We start from the raw sequence: 16235 nt of genomic DNA on the forward strand, positions 1-16235 counted from the left end.
CCACCACACCCCCCGCTCGCCCCCGCTCCCCCTGTCCGACAATGGGCAGGTGACCAGCCTCGACACCCTGCGACCGGACCTGCCGTCCCCCGTGCAGCACATCGACGACGAGCGGTTCGGGCGGCGCGGGGTGCGGCTGGTGGTGAAGCGGGACGATCTGATCCATCCGGAGCTGGTCGGGAACAAGTGGCGCAAGCTCGCCCCGAACCTGCGGGCCGCGGCGGGCCGCCCTGTGGTCACCTTCGGCGGCGCGTACTCGAATCATCTGCGGGCCACGGCCGCCGCCGGCCGCCTGCTGGGTGTGCCCACCGTGGGGGTGGTGCGGGGCGAGGAGCTGGCAGACCGCCCCCTCAACCCGTCGCTGGCCCGGTGCGCGGCCGACGGAATGCGGCTGCACTTCGTCGCGCGGTCGGTGTACCGCCGCAAGACCGACCCGGCGACGCTGGCCGAGATTCTCCGTACCGTGGGCGCCGAGGGCGCGTACGTCGTCCCCGAGGGCGGCAGCAACTCCCTCGCGGTGCGTGGCTGTCAGGAGCTCGGCGAGGAGCTGCGCGGCCGGGCCGATGTCGTGGCGTTGGCCTGTGGCACCGGCGGTACCCTCGCCGGGCTGGCCGCGGGTCTCACCCCCGGACAGCGCGCCCTGGGTGTGCCCGTCCTGCGGGGCGGTTTCCTGGAGGCCGAGATACGTACCCTCCAGCAGCGCGCCTTCGGCGGCCCCCGCGGCGACTGGTCCCTCGACGACCGCTTCCACTTCGGTGGCTACGCCCGCACCACCCCCGAACTCGACGCCTTCGCCGAGGCGTTCGAGCAGCGCCACGGACTGCCGGTCGAGCGGCTCTATGTGGCCAAGATGCTGTACGGGCTCGTCACCCTCGCCGAGGAGGGCACCTTCCCCTGGGGGACCACCCTCGCGGCGGTGATCACCGGAGCGCCGTTCGCCACCTGAGCGGACCGAGTCGTTCCGGACGGAACCCAGCCCCAGGGGCACACCTGGATTGCCCGCACGCGCCCGTTCTCACTCCTCCGACTCCCGGTAGGCCGCAGCCTCCTCCAGGTCCAGTCTGCGCAGCAGGGTCCGAAGCATCTCGTCGTCGATGTACCGGCCGTCCCGGAGCCTCACGAAGACGGCTCGCTCGGCGCCGATCATCTCCCGCGAGAGGCGGCCGTAGGTGTCCGCGGCGGTCTCACCGGTCAACGGGTTCACCGAGCCCAGCCGCTCCCATACGGCGTTGCGGCGCCGTTCCAGGACCGAGCGGAGCCGGTCGGCCAGCGGCGGCGGCAGCGCGTTGCGCTCGTCGGCGAGCAGCTCGTCGAGGCGTGCGTCGGCGGCCCGGGACGCCTGGGCCTGGGCGTTGGCCTCGGCGAGGGTCTCGGCCTGGGAGTCACGCCGGGGCAGACGCAGCAGGCGGATCAGCGGGGGCAGGGTGAGCCCCTGGAGCACCAGGGTGCCGATGACCGTGGTGAAGGTCAGGAACAGCAGCAGATTGCGCTCGGGGAAGGGCCCGCCACCGTTCACCGTCACGGGGATCGAGAAGGCGATGGCCAGCGACACCACGCCTCGCATTCCGGCCCAGCCGACGATGAAGGGGGCCTTCCAGGTGGGGTTCTCCTCCCGTTCCCTGATCCGTCGCGAGAGCAACCGTGGCAGGAAGGTCGCCGGGTACACCCATACGAAGCGGGCGGCGACCACCACGACGAAGAGGACTGCGGCATACCAGGCGGCGCGTGTCCCCTCGTTCTCGCCGAGCCCTCTGAGGACGACCTGCAGTTGCAGTCCGATCAGTGCGAACACCGCCGACTCCAGCAGGAAGCCGACCATCTTCCAGACCGCCTCCTCCTGGAGCCGGGTCGCGAAGTCGACCTGCCAGTTGCGGAACCCCAGGTAGAGGCCGACAACGACCACGGCGAGCACTCCGGAGGCGTGCACCCACTCGGCGAGCCCGTACGCGACGAACGGGATCAGCAAGGAGAGGGTGTTTTGCAAAAGCGCTTCCTTCAAGTGGGTGCGCAGCCATTGGATCGGCACCATCAGCAGCAGCCCCACCGCGATCCCGCCGAACGCCGCCAGTACGAACTCGCCGATCGCGCCCGCCCAGGTCGCGCCCTCGCCGATGGCGGCCGCCAGGGCCACCCGGTACGCGGTGATCGCGGTGGCGTCGTTCACCAGGGACTCGCCCTGGAGGATCGTGGTGATCCGCGACGGCAGCCCCACCCTGCGCGCGACCGCCGTCGCCGCGACCGCGTCCGGCGGCGCCACCACCGCCCCGAGCACCAGTGCGGCGGTCAGCGGCAGCCCCGGCACGATCAGGTACGCGGCCCAGCCGACGACGAGTGTCGCGAACAGCACGTATCCGACGGACAGCAACGCCACCGGCCGCAGTTGGGCCCGCAGGTCGAGGTACGAGCTCTCGGTGGCCGCCGTGTAGAGCAGCGGCGGCAGGATCAGCGGAAGCACGACATGCGGGTCGAGCGTGTACTCGGGCACCCCGGGCACGTACGAGACGGCCAGGCCGGCCGCGACGAGCAGCAGCGGCGGCGGCACCGGTGTGCGACGGGCGGCGCCGGCGACGGCGACACTGCCCGCGACCAGCAACAGCAGTGGCAACACGTCCATGATCCTCGCCGTCCTCTTTTCCGCGCCGCGTTCCGCGCGACCGTCGTAACCTGGCAATCATGAAACAGTGCACGCACGTCGACGCGCTGCCGAGTCCGGAGCCGGTGCCGCTGAGCGACACCTGCCCCGAGTGTCTGGCCGCCGGTACGCACCCGGTGCAACTGCGGCTGTGTCTGGCGTGCGGGTACGTCGGCTGCTGCGACACCTCGCCCGGCCGGCACGCGACCGAGCACTACAAGGAGAGCGGCCACCCCATCATGCGGACCTTCGAACCTGGCGAGAGCTGGCGATGGTGCTTTGTCGACCACGTACTCGCGTGACGCGCGTCCACCGGGCACGCGACCAAAGAACCGTAATGCGCATGACACAGGCGCCGCGATGGCGTAGTCATGTGACACGGTTCGACGGTCTGACGTGTGGGTACGTCAATGCGGCGCGCGCTCTTCCTATTTGAGGCCCGCAGACCCCTAGCCACCGAGCGTGTTCATGTGCTTACTATGAGTGACAGCACGAGACGGGGTCACCGGGACACGGAACGTGGGAGCGCGGTAGCGTCACCGCTGAACCACATAGCGCGTTACCCCGGGGGGCGACCCTCGGACCCCGAAACAGCTTGTACCACCTTGGAGGTGAGGGTGTCCCAGATCGCAGGCGAGCCCGCGACCCAGGACTTCGTGGAAGTCCGGCTGCCGGCTGCGGGTGCCTACCTGTCGGTGCTGCGTACGGCCACGGCCGGCCTCGCGGCCCGTTTGGACTTCACCCTCGACGAGATCGAGGACCTGCGCATCGCGGTAGACGAGGCCTGCGCGATCCTGCTTCAGCAGGCCGTGCCCGGCTCGGTGCTCAGTTGCGTCTTCCGACTCGTCGACGACTCGCTCGAGGTGACGGTCTCCGCCCCGACCACGGACGGCCACGCCCCCTCGCGGGACACCTTCGCCTGGACCGTCCTTTCGGCCCTCGCGGGCAAGGTGTCGTCCGCCGTCGACGACGACAAAACCGTTTCGATCAGCCTCTACAAACAGCGCGGCGCGGGACCCGGGCCGGCGTGAAGAACGGGGAAGGGCCGGTGCGGGACGAAGAGCGCGGCACACGGGAACTTCCCGCCGGGGGCACGGATGGCCCGGGCGGGCCGCGGCACTGGGCGGACGGCGTCGACGGCATCCCCGAGCAGGCCCGGCCGCACCCCGAGGACGACTCCTCGGCGGCGGTCGGCGCGTCTCAGCGGGCAGAGCCGACCGACGACCAGGAGCACGGGGAGCTCTCCGACGGGCGAAGGAATCCGGAGGGTGCCGTACGGAGCACCACGTCCTCGGAAGGGCGGCGTCGGGTGACGGCGGGCGGGACTATGAGCGAGCACGAGCGGAACGGTGAGCAGAGCGTGCAGGGCACGCAGCACGACCCCCACGACCGCAGCGGGGCGCGGGCGATGTTCGTCGAGCTGCGCGCGCTGAAGGAGGGCAGCGCCGAGTACGCGGAGCTGCGCAACCAGCTGGTCCGGATGCACCTGCCGCTCGTCGAGCACCTCGCGCGCCGCTTCCGCAACCGCGGCGAGCCCTTGGACGACCTCACCCAGGTCGCCACCATCGGCCTGATCAAGTCGGTGGACCGCTTCGACCCGGACCGGGGAGTCGAGTTCTCGACCTACGCCACGCCCACCGTGGTCGGCGAGATCAAGCGCCACTTCCGCGACAAGGGCTGGGCGGTCCGCGTCCCCCGCCGGCTCCAGGAGCTGCGCCTGGCGCTCACCACGGCCACGGCGGAGCTCTCCCAGCAGCACGGCCGCTCCCCCACCGTCCACGAGCTGGCCGAGAAGCTGTCCATCTCGGAGGAAGAGGTCCTGGAGGGCCTGGAGTCGGCGAACGCCTACTCGACCCTCTCTCTGGACGTCCCCGACACGGACGACGAGTCACCCGCGGTGGCGGACACCCTGGGCGCGGAGGACGAGGCGCTGGAGGGCGTCGAGTACCGCGAGTCGCTCAAGCCGCTCCTGGAGGATCTCCCCCCACGGGAGAAGCGAATCCTCCTGCTCCGCTTCTTCGGCAACATGACCCAGTCGCAGATCGCCCAGGAAGTCGGCATCTCCCAGATGCACGTCTCCCGTCTGCTGGCCCGCACCCTGGCCCAGCTCCGGGAGAAACTCCTGGTCGAGGAGTAGCCCCCTCGCGGCGCCCACCGTTCCGCCAGGGCGTACCGCTCCGCCGGGGCGCTCCTCGCTACTTCTGGTCCTGCACGTCCCCCGGCCCTCGGATGCCGAGAGCCCGGGTCGTCGCCGGGTTCACCAGGAGAACCAGCGCGGTGACCGCGACGACCGCGAGGACGATCCCAGCCGGGATGGCCAAGCTGTCGGCCTGGAGGAGGTTGTACGCCACCGGGAGCGCCATGATCTGTGTGATGACCGCCGGCCCCCGGCTCCAGCTGCGCCGCAGGAACAGTCCCCGCGCGGCGAGCAGCGGCAGCAACGCGAGCACGATCAGGGTGACTCCCCCGGTGACGGCCTGCTGACGATCGTCCGGGTCACCCGCGAGCCCCAGCACGAGCATGGCTCCGCCTCCCACGGCGAGGGCCAGCCCCTCCAAAGCGGCCAGCGCTGCCGCGGCGGTCAGCCGTCCTGGGCGGGGCTCGGCGTCGGAGTTCTCAGGGTTGCGGTTCTGCTCAGAGCTCACCTGAGGAAGCGTATCCCTCCGGGGGTGCGGGCTGACGGTCCCGTCTGCCGGGTTCTGCGGACAGGCACCAACACAGCGGACGAACCGGGCCAACCAGCACCAAAAAGCCCATCACTCCACGTTCTCCCACCCACCCCCTACCTCGAAGTGGGCCGAGTACCACCCTGTGGGTACGCTGCATCGCATGCGTGCACTTCTCGTGGTCAATCCGGCGGCAACCACCACAAGCGCACGTACGCGCGATGTCCTGATCCACGCCCTCGCGAGCGAGATGAAGCTCGACGCGGTCACGACGGAGTACCGCGGGCACGCACGCGACCTCGGTCGGCAGGCGGCGGACGAGGATATCGACCTGGTCATCACGCTCGGCGGCGACGGCACGATCAACGAGGTCGTGAACGGCCTCCTCCACGAGGGCCCCGACCCCGACCGCCTCCCGCGCCTCGCCGTGGTCCCCGGCGGGTCCACCAATGTCTTCGCCCGCGCCCTGGGCCTTCCCAACGACGCGGTGGAAGCGACCGGCGCCCTCCTGGACGCCCTGCGTCAGGGCAGCGAGCGCACGGTGGGCCTGGGTCTCGCCGCCGGAGCCCCGGGCAGCGAGGACGAGGGCGTCCCCGCCCGCTGGTTCACCTTCAACGCCGGCCTGGGCTTCGACGCCGGCGTGGTCGGCCGTGTCGAACAGCACCGCGAACGCGGCAAACGCTCCACGCACTCCCTCTATCTGCGCCAGGCGATACGCCAGTTCCTCGGGGAACCCCACCGCCGCCAGGGAACCATCACACTGGAGCGCCCCGGCGCCGACCCGGTGACCGATTTGGTGCTCTCGATAGTCTGCAACACCACTCCGTGGACGTATCTGGGCAATCGCCCGGTGTACGCGTCACCTAAGGCCTCGTTCGATAAGGGACTCGACGTACTCGGCCTCAGCCGTATGTCGACGGTCGCGGTTGCCCGGTATGGCACCCAGTTGCTCACTTCGTCCCCCGCGCGGGGACCTCACGGCAGGCATGCGACATCCCTCCATGACCTGACCGACTTCACCTTGCATTCGAAGGTGCCACTCCCGCTTCAGATGGACGGCGACCACCTCGGGCTGCGTACGAGCGTGACGTTCACAGGCGTACGCCGTGCACTGCGTGTGATTGTGTGAGCGGAACACGCAAAAGTCCTTCCACTCGAACGTTTAGCCCAGGGTCCACCCCATGGAAGTACGGCTGTGACCTAGTCGACACCGAGGAATCAAAAAAAACTTTCCGGAAGGGGTTGTATCCGCCGCTGAGGTTTGCGAGTCTCTACGTGGCGCTCGGGACAGCCCGCAACATCGGCCCCACAGAGCACCGGAACCCCTCCTCAAACCCAAGGACCACACCAGTCCGTCTGGTGATCGGCCCTTCACTTGTTGAGGGATTCGTGAAAGCGTTCACATTCACAAGCAACGTGCAAGTAACACCAAGAGAGGTAGCAGCCATGGACTGGCGTCACAACGCCGTTTGCCGCGAGGAAGACCCCGAGCTGTTCTTCCCCATCGGCAACACCGGTCCTGCGCTGCTGCAGATCGAGGAAGCCAAGGCTGTCTGCCGTCGCTGCCCGGTGATCGAGCAGTGTCTGCAGTGGGCGCTTGAGTCCGGTCAGGACTCCGGCGTCTGGGGTGGTCTCAGCGAGGACGAGCGCCGCGCCATGAAGCGCCGCGCCGCCCGCAACCGGGCCCGTCAGGCCTCCGCCTGACATCCCACCCAGCAATAGCCTGAGCTTGGCGGCGCGTACAGCGAGTACGCATCTCCCGCCCCCGAGCCGCAGCGCGCAGTGCCCCCGATGCGCATGATTCAGAGCATCTGAGCCCCGGACCGATTTCCTGGTCCGGGGCTCATCGCTTATTCGACGCCGCTCCTGTACGCCGTTCCCGTACGCCGGTTCTGTAGGTGCGTTCTGTACGTGTGTTCCGTACGCCACCCGCAGTCGCGGAGCCGTTCGCGTGCGCAATGAATGTGAACGTCCTACGTACGCCTACTTCAGCGCCCGCTACTTCTGCGCCCGCACCGGCACGTCGAGGAGCACCCGCGTCCCCCGCTCCGGCGCCGGCACCATGTCGAACGTGCCGCCCAACTCCCCCTCCACCAGCGTCCGTACGATCTGCAGGCCGAGATTGCCCGAGCTGTGCGGGTCGAAGCCCTCGGGGAGGCCGACGCCGTCGTCCTGGACGGTGACCAGGAGGCGGGCCTCCTTCGTCGTGCCGCCGCGCACCACCGAGACCTCCACGGTGCCGGTTTCACCCTCACGGAAGCCGTGTTCAAGGGCGTTCTGCAGGATTTCCGTGAGGACCATGGAGAGCGGGGTCGCCACCTCCGCGTCCAGGATTCCGAACCGGCCGCTGCGCCGGCCCGTGACCTTGCCCGGGGAGATCTCCGCGACCATGGCGAGGACGCGGTCGGCGATCTCGTCGAACTCCACCCGCTCGTCCAGGTTCTGCGACAGCGTCTCGTGCACGATCGCGATGGACCCGACCCGCCGTACGGCCTCTTCGAGGGCCGCGCGGCCGCGCTCCGACTCGATGCGCCGGGCCTGGAGGCGCAGGAGCGCGGCCACCGTCTGGAGGTTGTTCTTGACGCGGTGGTGGATCTCCCGGATCGTCGCGTCCTTCGTCATCAACTCGCGCTCGCGGCGGCGCAGTTCGGTGACGTCCCTGAGGAGGACCAGTGAGCCGATGCGGGTGCCCTTGGGCTTGAGCGGGATCGCGCGGAACTGGATGACCCCGTCGCGGGCCTCGATCTCGAACTCGCGCGGCGCCCAGCCGCTGGCCACCTTGGCGAGCGCCTCGTCCACCGGGCCCCGGGACGGCGCGAGTTCGGCGGTCGTCAGGCCGAGGTGGTGACCCACCAGGTCGGCGGCGAGACCGAGGCGGTGGTAGGCGGAGAGGGCGTTCGGGGAGGCGTACTGGACGAGGCCGTCGGCGTCGAGCCGGATCAGTCCGTCGCCCACGCGCGGCGAGGCGTCCATCTCAACCTGCTGGTTCGGGAACGGAAACGATCCGGCAGCGATCATCTGGGCGAGGTCGGACGCGCTCTGGAGATACGTCAGTTCGAGGCGGCTCGGGGTGCGCACGGTCAGCAGGTTGGTGTTGCGCGCGATGACACCGAGGACGCGGCCCTCCCGCCGCACAGGAATGGACTCGACCCGTACGGGAACTTCCTCACGCCACTCCGGGTCGCCCTCGCGCACGATCCTGCCCTCGTCCAGGGCCGCGTCCAGGAGGGGTCGGCGGCCGCGCGGGACGAGATGGCCGACCATGTCGTCCTGGTACGAGGTGGGGCCCGTGTTGGGGCGCATCTGGGCGACGGAGACGTAGCGGGTGCCGTCGTGGGTGGGGACCCACAGGACGAGGTCGGCGAAAGAGAGGTCCGAGAGCAGCTGCCACTCCGACACCAGCAGGTGCAGCCACTCCAGGTCGGAGTCGCTGAGGGCGGTGTGCTGGCGTACGAGTTCGTTCATGGAGGGCACGTGTGCGAGCGTACCTGGCGGTTCGGACAGGACCGCCAGGCCGTGGGAGCACCCTCTGGCACGGCCCCGGAGACACCCGCGGGCCGCGGCGCCTGAGAGGGACCCTCAACCCTCCCGGCACCGCAGCCCGGAGCAGCATCGGCCGCGGGGTGTGCGGTCCCGGTCGGCCGAAGGATGAGGAGCCGGAGCAGTCAGGGCAGAGAGCGCCGGTTCCTCGGTCCGCCTTCCTGTGCGGGGAAGACGGAGGCTTGTGGTTCGCATGCTTGGTGGTTACACGCTCTACCTAGGCATTGTGGACTAGACCACCACGTGTGTCCATGCGTTGACGGATGTTTGTTGTTGTCGCATTGTCCAACATCCGCTGACGCCCTCCACGCAGAGTAGCCCTCTTCGGTTCACGTGGGGGACCCGATCGAGACACTCGCCAGAAGGCGCTTCTGCTAGATTGGTCTAAACCACATCGTGCCCTTCCGGGTCCCAGTTGAGTCCCTCTCCAGATCGGCAGGCCCAGCGTGGAAGTTGTCATCGTCCCGGACGTGAAGGCAGGCGGCGAAGTCATCGCCGAGGCCATGGCCCAGCTGCTCCGGCGCAGGCCCGACGCCCTGCTCGGAGTGGCCACCGGCTCCACACCGCTGCCCGTCTACCAGGCGCTGACGGCACGCGTGGGCTCCGGCGCGGTGGACGTGTCGCGAGCCCGCATAGCCCAGCTCGACGAGTACGTGGGGCTGCCGGCCGAGCACCCCGAGTCGTACCGTTCCGTGCTCCGGCGCGAGGTGCTCCAGCCGCTGGGCATCGGCATGGACGCGTTCATGGGGCCCGACGGCACCGCCGAGGACGTGCAGGGGGCGTGCGAGGCGTACGACAAGGCGCTCGCCGAGGCCGGAGGGGTGGACCTCCAGCTGCTCGGGATCGGGACCGACGGGCACATCGGGTTCAACGAGCCGTGCTCCTCGCTCACCTCCCGGACGCGGATCAAGACACTCACCGAGCAGACCCGGATCGACAACGCGCGGTTCTTCGGCGGCGACATCGAGCAGGTGCCGCACCACGTCATCACCCAGGGCATCGGGACGATCCTGGAGGCGCGGCACCTGGTCCTGCTCGCGACGGGTGAGGGCAAGGCGGACGCGGTGGCGGCGACGGTGGAGGGGCCCGTCGCCGCGGTGTGCCCGGCCTCGGCACTGCAGCTCCACCGGCACGCCACGGTCGTCGTGGACGAGGCCGCGGCGTCCGAGCTGAAGCTCGCGGACTACTTCCGGCACACGTATGCGAACAAGCCGGAGTGGCAGGGGATCTGAACGGGGCGCTGCGCTTGCAGCGTGGACATGCCGATCAGAGCACGGGACTGACGAGAGTTGCGGTCTGCAGTCGTACGTGGCTGGTCGCGCAGTTCCCCGCGCCCCTTCGGGGCGCGGCCGCGCCCTTCCCCACCGGCCGGCCCGCCGTCACTCCCCCGCGATGACCTCCGCCGCCGCGCGTCCGCACACCCGGGCCGCGCCGTGGGTGGCGATGTGGAGGGCGCCGCGGGGCGGGGACTGGGGGACGCCCATCTCGACGACGATCGTTTCGGGGCGGGCGGCCAGGAGCGTGTCGAGGGCCGCGTCCATCCACGCGTGACGGTGCGCGTCGCGGACCACGGCCACGATCCGCCGGGCGCCCGCGGAGGCCAGGGCCGCCTGTGCCGCTCCCTCCCCCGCGAAGCTCGCCGTCTCCGTACCGGGCAGCAGGCGCGCCAGTTCCGCCGCGACGCCCCACGGGGTCTCGTCCCCGACGGCGATGTTGGCGACCGGAGTGAAGGCCGCGACGAAGGGCGGCTCGCTCACGGGCTCGTACGTCGTGGAGCGTGTCACCGTCAGCGCACGGCGGGCGGCCGTGAGGCCGACGTCGTCGGTACGCGTGCCACCGCTCTCGGCGGTACGTGTGCCCGCCCAGGACGCCAGCTTCCGTACCCGGGCCGCCGCGTCGGCCAGGCGCTCCTCGGGCAGTTCGCCGGAGCGAACCGCCGAGACGAGGGCGTCCCGCAGGCGGCGTACCGTCTCGTCGTCCGCGAGGCCTCCGCCGACGCAGATCGCGTCCGCGCCCGCGGCGATGGCGAGGACGCTGCCGCGCTCGATGCCGTAGGTGGAGGCGATGGCCTTCATTTCCATGCCGTCGGTGACGATCAGGCCGTCGTGGCCGAGGTCCTCGCGCAGCAGGTCTGTCAGGACGCGCCGGGAGAGGGTCGCCGGGTACTCCCCGTCCAGGGCCGGGACCAGGATGTGCGCGCTCATGATCGCCTTGGTGCCGGCGGCGATCGCGGCCCGGAAGGGGGCCACGTCGCGGGCCCGGAGCAGGGACTGATCCGCGTCGATGCGGGGCAGCGCGTGATGGGAGTCCACCGCCGTGTCGCCGTGCCCGGGGAAGTGCTTCGTGCAGGCCGCGACTCCGGCGGCCTGGAGCCCCGAGACGTAGGCGGCCGTGTGCCGGGCCACGAGGTCGGGGTCCGCGCCGAAGGAGCGCACCCCGATCACGGGGTTGGACGGGTTGGCGTTGACGTCCGCGGACGGGGCCCAGTTCAGGTTGATGCCGCACTCCGCGAGGCGGCGGCCCAGCTCGTGGGCCACCTCGCGGGTGAGGTCCACGTCGTCCACGGCGCCCAGCGCGTGGTTGCCCGGGAAGGAGGAGCCGGTGCGCACCTCCAGGCGCGTCACGTCACCGCCCTCCTCGTCGATCGCGACCAGGACGTCCTCGCGTTCGGCACGCAACTGGTCGGTCAGGGCCGCGAGCTGCTCGGGCGAGGCGACGTTGCGGCCGAACAGGCCCACCGAGGCGAGGCCCTCGCCCAGGCGGCGCAGCAGCCAGTCGGGGGCGGTGGTGCCCGGGAAGCCGGGCTGGAGGACGGTCAGGGCGTCCCGCGTCAGGGTGTCCTGTCCGGAACCGGGCACGGTGGTGCCACCGGCGATCGTCGTCATGGGTGCGTTATCCCTTCACGGCGCCCGCGGTGAGGCCCGCGGCCATCTTGCGCTGGACGAGGAGGAAGAGGACGACGATCGGCACCGCCATCATCGTGGAGCCGGCCATCATCGGGGCGTACTCGGTGCCGTGCTTGGTGGTGAAGTTGCCGAGCCAGACCGTCGCCGTCTGGTTCTGCTGGCTCATCAGCATCAGGGCGTACAGGTACTCGTTCCACGCCTGGATGAAGCCGTACACCGAGGTGGCCACCAGACCGGGCGCGAGCAGCGGGAAGACCACCCGGACGAACGCACCCGTGCGTGAGCAGCCGTCGACCATGGCCGCCTCCTCCAGCTCGCGCGGGATGTTGACGATGAAGCCGCGCAGCGTCCACACCGTGAACGGGAGGATGAAGGTGAGGTACGTGATGATCAGGCCGGACAGCCTGTCGTACTGGTTCAGGTCGTTCAGCAGCAGGAAGACCGGGATGATCATCGCTACCAGCGGGACCATCTGCACCGCCAGGACTCCGACGATCACCACCTTCCGGCCGCGGAAGGCGAAGCGGGAGATGGCCAGGGCCGCCAGCATGCCGACCACGACGCCGATCACGACCACCGTGAGGGACACGACGAGGCTGCGGGCGACCGGGCCCCAGAAGTCGGCGACGTCCAGCGCCCGCTTGAAGTTGGCGACGGTGAGTCCGGTCGGCAGCAGGCTCGGATCCGGGTCGATGGCGTCCTTCGCCGGTTTGAACGCCGTGTTCAGCATCCAGTAGACGGGGAAGCCCACGGTGACGAAGACCAGCAGGCCGAGCAGGTTCCAGCCGAGCCTGGACTTCCGCGGCCCCGCGGGGGCGGGGGTGCTCATGCCCGTCAGGCCGCTGGTACCGGTCACGCGGGTGGTGCCGGTCATGCCGCTCATGCTGCTCATTCGACGTCTCCGATCTTCAGCATCTGCCGCATGTAGACGGCGACGACGCCGAGCAGCAACAGCACGGTGAGCAGGGCGATCGCCGAGCCCTGGGCGTAGTCGTTCACGACGAACGCCTTGTCGTAGGAGTAGGTGGTGAGCAACTGGAACTCGGCCTCCGGGTGGCCGTTCCGCATCACGAACACCTGGGGGAAGACGCCCATGTCCCAGATGACCGAGAGGGTCGTGAGCATCACGATGATCGGCTTGAGGATCGGCAGGGTGACGTAGCGGAACACGCCCCACGCGCCCGCGCCGTCCAGCCGGGCCGCCTCCTGCAGTTCCTTCGGCACCTGGGTGAGGCCCGCGCTGAGCGTGATCACCACGAACGGCACCGCGCCCCACACCACCAGCAGCATGATCACGGCCAGGCCCTGCGGTCCGCTCGCGAACCAGTTGTGGCCGATCATGTCGACGCCCGGCAGCTTGCTGAGCAGCGCGTTGAAGACGCCGTAGTCGGAGTCGAAGAGCCACTTGAAGACCGTGGTGGCCACGATGATGGGCATGCCCCAGCTCGCCACCAGCGCGATGTTGATCAGCGTCTTCACCCAGCCGGAGACCTGCTGGAGGAGCAGCGCGATCAGCATGCCGATGACCATCGTGAAGACGACCGCTCCGGCCGTGAAGACGACGGTCCGTACGACGACCGCCCAGAACTCGCCGTCGCCCAGCACGTCGGTGAAGTTCGCGAAGCCGACGGACTCGGCCGGCTGGAAGCCCCACAGCTGGGACTGGCCGAACTTCTGGAAGGACAGGGTGAAGAGCCGGACCAGCGGATAGCCGAGGACGAGCACGAGGATCAGCAGGCAGGGCGCGAGCAGCGCCCAGGGTACGGCGGCCCCGCCCGGGGTGCGCCGCGCGCGTGGTGTCTCCCTGGCGGCCGGGGACGGTGTCGGCGGTGCCTGCCGCGGGGGCGGCACCTTGGCGGGGGTGGTCGTGTCTGCGGCACTCATCGCGCGCTCCTCAGCGGTCCCTCAGGTCGTACGGGCAGCCAGGTCGTACGGGCAGCGGGACTCCGCCGGTGACGGAGCCCCGCTCGCGGGTCACTTGGTGTTGATGACCTTGTCGATCGCGGCGTCCGCCTCCTTGGCCGCCGCCTCGACCGACTGCTTGCCGGTGCCGATGTTCTGCAGCATGGTCTGCAGGATCTGGGCCTTCTCGACCTGGCCCCAGCCCGGCGCCATCGGGACGAACCAGTTGGACTCGGCCGCGGTGGCCGGGACCGCTGTCGCCGGGTCGCTCTTGAGGGTCGCGAGGTCCGTCTTGTTGTTGGGCAGGTTGCCCTTGGCCATCAGGCCCTTCTGACCGGAGGGGCCGGTGAAGGCGTTGATCCACTCGGCGGCGACGGCCTGGGCGTCGGACTTCACCGGGACGGCGAGGTCGGAGCCGCCCAGGAAGACGGGCATGTTCTTGCCGGACGGGCCCGGCATGACGAAGTTCTCCAGGTTGTCCTTGAGCTTGCCGGTCTTGTCGTTCTTCGGGTCCGCGGCGGTCGCGCCCTCCCAGGCGGCGGCGAAGATCATGGCGGACTTGCCCTGGCCGTAGACGATGTAGCGGTCCGACTCGTCCTTGGTCTTGTCACCGTTCATGTAGGTGTCGATGACGTTCTTGAACTCCCCCAGGCCCTTGACGGACTCGGGCGAGGACAGGGTGGCCTTCCACTGGCCGCCCTCCTCCTTGGCGATGGCGCCGCCGGCGTCGTACACGAAGGACATGGCCGCGTACCAGTCACGGGTGGGCTGGTACCAGGCGTTGAACTTGCCGCCCTGCTCCTTCTGGATCTTGTCGAGGGCGGCGGTGAGCTCGTCGTACGTCGTGGGCGGGGACGTGATGCCGGACTGCTTCGCGATGTCCTTGCGCCAGTTGGCGACGCGGCCGCCCGCGTAGTACGGGACGCCGTACGTCTTGCCCTCGTAGGTCACGGAGGCCTTGAGGCCGTCGAGCCAGGCGTCCGCGTTGTCGAACTCGGACGGCTCCAGGGGGGCGAAGGCGCCCTTGACCATGTAGCCGAGCATCTCGGTGTTGCCCATCTCGACCACGTCGGGCGCCTTGTCGGTGGCGAGGACGGCGTCGAGCTTGGTGTTCTTGTCGGGCCAGCCGTAGTACTCGTGCTTGATCGTGATGCCCGGGTGCTTCTTCTTGACGGCCGCGTCGGCGGCCTTCACCAGCTCCGGCCAGTTGTTCTGCGCGTCCACCGTGAGCCAGACCGTCAGCTCCTTGGCATCCGCCCCCTGGCCGGACCCCTCGGCCTTGCTGCCGCCCCCACACGCAGCGACGGAAACCATCATGCCCGCGATACCGATCGCGGCTGTCAGCTTGCGCTTCACGCCACCCTCCTCAGGGATGCCACGTACCCCCCTGCCCACCGCGGTGACATACGACGAGGTACTGCCCGTGGGGCCGGGACACTGGACCAATGGTGTAGACCAGTGCGCCGAGCTTGGCCCAGACCAATAGGTGTGTCAAGGGTGTGGGAGTGCACCCTCACCAGCCGTTATGGGACCTACATATGCAGGGACCTTTAAGTAAGAAGCCGACGAAACCAGCGAGCCCCGCGCGCACAATCGGGTAGACCACTGCGCCGCGGTGGACTAGACCAGCAAGGGGCGTGAAGGTATACAGAGGGATCACGCAGTGTGCGGGGAACACCCGCACCCGAAGCCGTGCCACGATGTGAGCCGTGACCGAGATCCGTCGGGTCGCGTCGGCACCGGGAGCCGGGAAGGCGGAGCATGAGCACCGACGTCAGCAGTGCGGAGAACGAGAACGGGACCACCGTCCGTACCGCGCGCGTGCCCAAGTACTACCGTCTGAAAAAGCACCTCCTCGACATGACGGAGACGCTGCCGCCGGGCACCCCCGTGCCGCCGGAGCGCACGCTGGCCACCGAGTTCGACACCTCGCGCACGACCGTGCGGCAGGCCCTGCAGGAACTGGTCGTCGAGGGCCGTCTGGAGCGCATCCAGGGCAAGGGCACGTTCGTCGCCAAGCCGAAGGTGTCGCAGGCCCTCCAGCTCACCTCCTACACCGAGGACATGCGCGCCCAGGGCCTCGAACCCACCTCGCAGCTCCTCGACATCGGCTACATCACCGCCGACGACACACTCGCCGGGCTGCTCGACATCACCGCCGGCAGCCGGGTGCTGCGCATCGAGCGGCTGCGCATGGCGAACGGCGAGCCGATGGCGATCGAGACGACCCACCTGTCCGCCAAGCGCTTCCCCGCGCTGCGCCGGTCCCTGGTCAAGTACACGTCCCTCTACACGGCGCTCGCCGAGGTGTACGACGTCCACCTCGCCGAGGCCGAGGAGACCATCGAGACGTCCCTGGCCACCCCCCGCGAGGCCGGCCTCCTCGGCACGGACGTCGGCCTGCCGATGCTGATGCTCTCCCGGCACTCCCTGGACAAGGAGGGCAAGCCGGTGGAGTGGGTGCGGTCCGTTTACCGAGGTGACCGGTACAAGTTCGTGGCACGGCTCAAGCGCCCCGCGGAGTAGAGCTCAACCCACCGCGGAAACGAGCCACTTGAACTCGTGCACGCGGTGTGGCGCAAGCCCTCT

General features: G+C 69.6%; 15 protein-coding genes. 8 read left to right on the forward strand and 7 right to left on the reverse strand.

Going from position 1 to position 16235, the window contains the following annotated elements; translation table 11 throughout:
* Positions 1–49: 49 nt before the first annotated feature.
* Positions 50–946 (forward strand): 1-aminocyclopropane-1-carboxylate deaminase/D-cysteine desulfhydrase, encoded by an 897-nt coding sequence (locus tag FPZ41_RS17165; RefSeq protein ID WP_322620353.1) that lies wholly within the window; start codon positions 50–52, stop codon positions 944–946.
* A 69-nt stretch (positions 947–1015) separates the two neighbouring features.
* Here the strand turns inward: FPZ41_RS17165 and FPZ41_RS17170 are convergent, their stop codons facing one another.
* Positions 1016–2614 (reverse strand): Na+/H+ antiporter, encoded by a 1599-nt coding sequence (locus FPZ41_RS17170; RefSeq protein WP_152863562.1) that lies wholly within the window; start codon positions 2612–2614, stop codon positions 1016–1018.
* 59 nt (positions 2615–2673) lie between these two features.
* On the opposite strand from FPZ41_RS17170, the gene FPZ41_RS17175 reads away from it, so the two are divergent.
* From FPZ41_RS17175 to FPZ41_RS17185, 3 genes are all read left to right on the forward strand, one after another.
* Entirely contained in the window at positions 2674–2934 is a 261-nt protein-coding gene (locus FPZ41_RS17175; protein ID WP_152863564.1) for a UBP-type zinc finger domain-containing protein, read from the forward strand.
* Between the two features lie 315 nt (positions 2935–3249).
* Positions 3250–3663 (forward strand): ATP-binding protein, encoded by a 414-nt coding sequence (locus FPZ41_RS17180; protein WP_015657891.1) that lies wholly within the window; start codon positions 3250–3252, stop codon positions 3661–3663.
* Positions 3660–4769 (forward strand): RNA polymerase sigma factor SigF, encoded by a 1110-nt coding sequence (locus FPZ41_RS17185; protein WP_322620344.1) that lies wholly within the window; start codon positions 3660–3662, stop codon positions 4767–4769. Before FPZ41_RS17180 ends, FPZ41_RS17185 begins: the two co-directional genes overlap by 4 nt.
* 58 nt (positions 4770–4827) lie before the next feature.
* Here FPZ41_RS17185 and FPZ41_RS17190 read toward each other — a convergent pair whose 3' ends face one another.
* Positions 4828–5277 (reverse strand): hypothetical protein, encoded by a 450-nt coding sequence (locus tag FPZ41_RS17190; protein ID WP_322620345.1) that lies wholly within the window; start codon positions 5275–5277, stop codon positions 4828–4830.
* Positions 5278–5461: 184 nt separating this feature from the next.
* On the opposite strand from FPZ41_RS17190, the gene FPZ41_RS17195 reads away from it, so the two are divergent.
* On the forward strand, positions 5462–6427 hold the full coding sequence (locus FPZ41_RS17195) for a diacylglycerol/lipid kinase family protein (protein WP_152863566.1): 966 nt from the start codon (positions 5462–5464) through the stop codon (positions 6425–6427).
* 317 nt (positions 6428–6744) lie between these two features.
* Positions 6745–7002 carry a WhiB family transcriptional regulator gene (locus FPZ41_RS17200; protein WP_003992873.1) on the forward strand — a complete coding sequence of 86 codons (258 nt, stop codon included), beginning with the start codon at positions 6745–6747 and terminating at the stop codon, positions 7000–7002.
* 294 nt (positions 7003–7296) lie between these two features.
* Here the strand turns inward: FPZ41_RS17200 and FPZ41_RS17205 are convergent, their stop codons facing one another.
* The gene (locus FPZ41_RS17205) at positions 7297–8772 is read right to left on the reverse strand and encodes a sensor histidine kinase (protein WP_131564613.1); all 1476 of its coding nucleotides are present in this window, start codon (positions 8770–8772) and stop codon (positions 7297–7299) included.
* Positions 8773–9284: 512 nt separating this feature from the next.
* Here FPZ41_RS17205 and nagB point away from each other — a divergent pair.
* Positions 9285–10070, forward strand: coding sequence for a glucosamine-6-phosphate deaminase (gene nagB / locus FPZ41_RS17210; RefSeq protein ID WP_322620346.1), 786 nt, complete (start codon positions 9285–9287; stop codon positions 10068–10070).
* A 147-nt stretch (positions 10071–10217) separates the two neighbouring features.
* On the opposite strand, the gene FPZ41_RS17215 is transcribed toward nagB, so the two are convergent.
* From FPZ41_RS17215 to FPZ41_RS17230, 4 genes are all read right to left on the reverse strand, one after another.
* Positions 10218–11723, reverse strand: coding sequence for a glycoside hydrolase family 3 protein (locus FPZ41_RS17215; RefSeq protein WP_152863568.1), 1506 nt, complete (start codon positions 11721–11723; stop codon positions 10218–10220).
* A gap of 7 nt (positions 11724–11730) precedes the next feature.
* Complete coding sequence (locus tag FPZ41_RS17220; RefSeq protein WP_152863615.1) at positions 11731–12573, reverse strand: carbohydrate ABC transporter permease; 843 nt, start codon at positions 12571–12573, stop codon at positions 11731–11733.
* A 59-nt stretch (positions 12574–12632) separates the two neighbouring features.
* A complete protein-coding gene (locus FPZ41_RS17225) occupies positions 12633–13628 on the reverse strand; it encodes a carbohydrate ABC transporter permease (RefSeq protein ID WP_152863570.1) in 996 nt (331 codons plus the stop codon).
* A gap of 90 nt (positions 13629–13718) precedes the next feature.
* Entirely contained in the window at positions 13719–15002 is a 1284-nt protein-coding gene (locus tag FPZ41_RS17230) for an extracellular solute-binding protein (protein ID WP_322620347.1), read from the reverse strand.
* A 405-nt stretch (positions 15003–15407) separates the two neighbouring features.
* On the opposite strand from FPZ41_RS17230, the gene FPZ41_RS17235 reads away from it, so the two are divergent.
* Complete coding sequence (locus FPZ41_RS17235) at positions 15408–16172, forward strand: GntR family transcriptional regulator (protein WP_152863572.1); 765 nt, start codon at positions 15408–15410, stop codon at positions 16170–16172.
* Positions 16173–16235: the final 63 nt, after the last annotated feature.

This window comes from Streptomyces acidicola (assembly GCF_009377235.1).
Classification (GTDB): Bacteria; Actinomycetota; Actinomycetes; order Streptomycetales; family Streptomycetaceae; genus Streptomyces; species Streptomyces acidicola.

Excerpts from the sequence above, each read along its gene's own strand:
- FPZ41_RS17220 (WP_152863615.1), bottom strand. The coding sequence starts at position 12,573 with ATGAGCACCCCCGCCCCCGCGGGGCCGCGGAAGTCCAGGCTCGGCTGG.
- FPZ41_RS17175 (WP_152863564.1), top strand. The coding sequence starts at position 2,674 with ATGAAACAGTGCACGCACGTCGACGCGCTGCCGAGTCCGGAGCCGGTG.
- FPZ41_RS17195 (WP_152863566.1), top strand. The coding sequence starts at position 5,462 with ATGCGTGCACTTCTCGTGGTCAATCCGGCGGCAACCACCACAAGCGCA.
- FPZ41_RS17200 (WP_003992873.1), top strand. The coding sequence starts at position 6,745 with ATGGACTGGCGTCACAACGCCGTTTGCCGCGAGGAAGACCCCGAGCTG.
- FPZ41_RS17215 (WP_152863568.1), bottom strand. The coding sequence starts at position 11,723 with ATGACGACGATCGCCGGTGGCACCACCGTGCCCGGTTCCGGACAGGAC.
- FPZ41_RS17225 (WP_152863570.1), bottom strand. The coding sequence starts at position 13,628 with ATGAGTGCCGCAGACACGACCACCCCCGCCAAGGTGCCGCCCCCGCGG.
- FPZ41_RS17235 (WP_152863572.1), top strand. The coding sequence starts at position 15,408 with ATGAGCACCGACGTCAGCAGTGCGGAGAACGAGAACGGGACCACCGTC.
- FPZ41_RS17170 (WP_152863562.1), bottom strand. The coding sequence starts at position 2,614 with ATGGACGTGTTGCCACTGCTGTTGCTGGTCGCGGGCAGTGTCGCCGTC.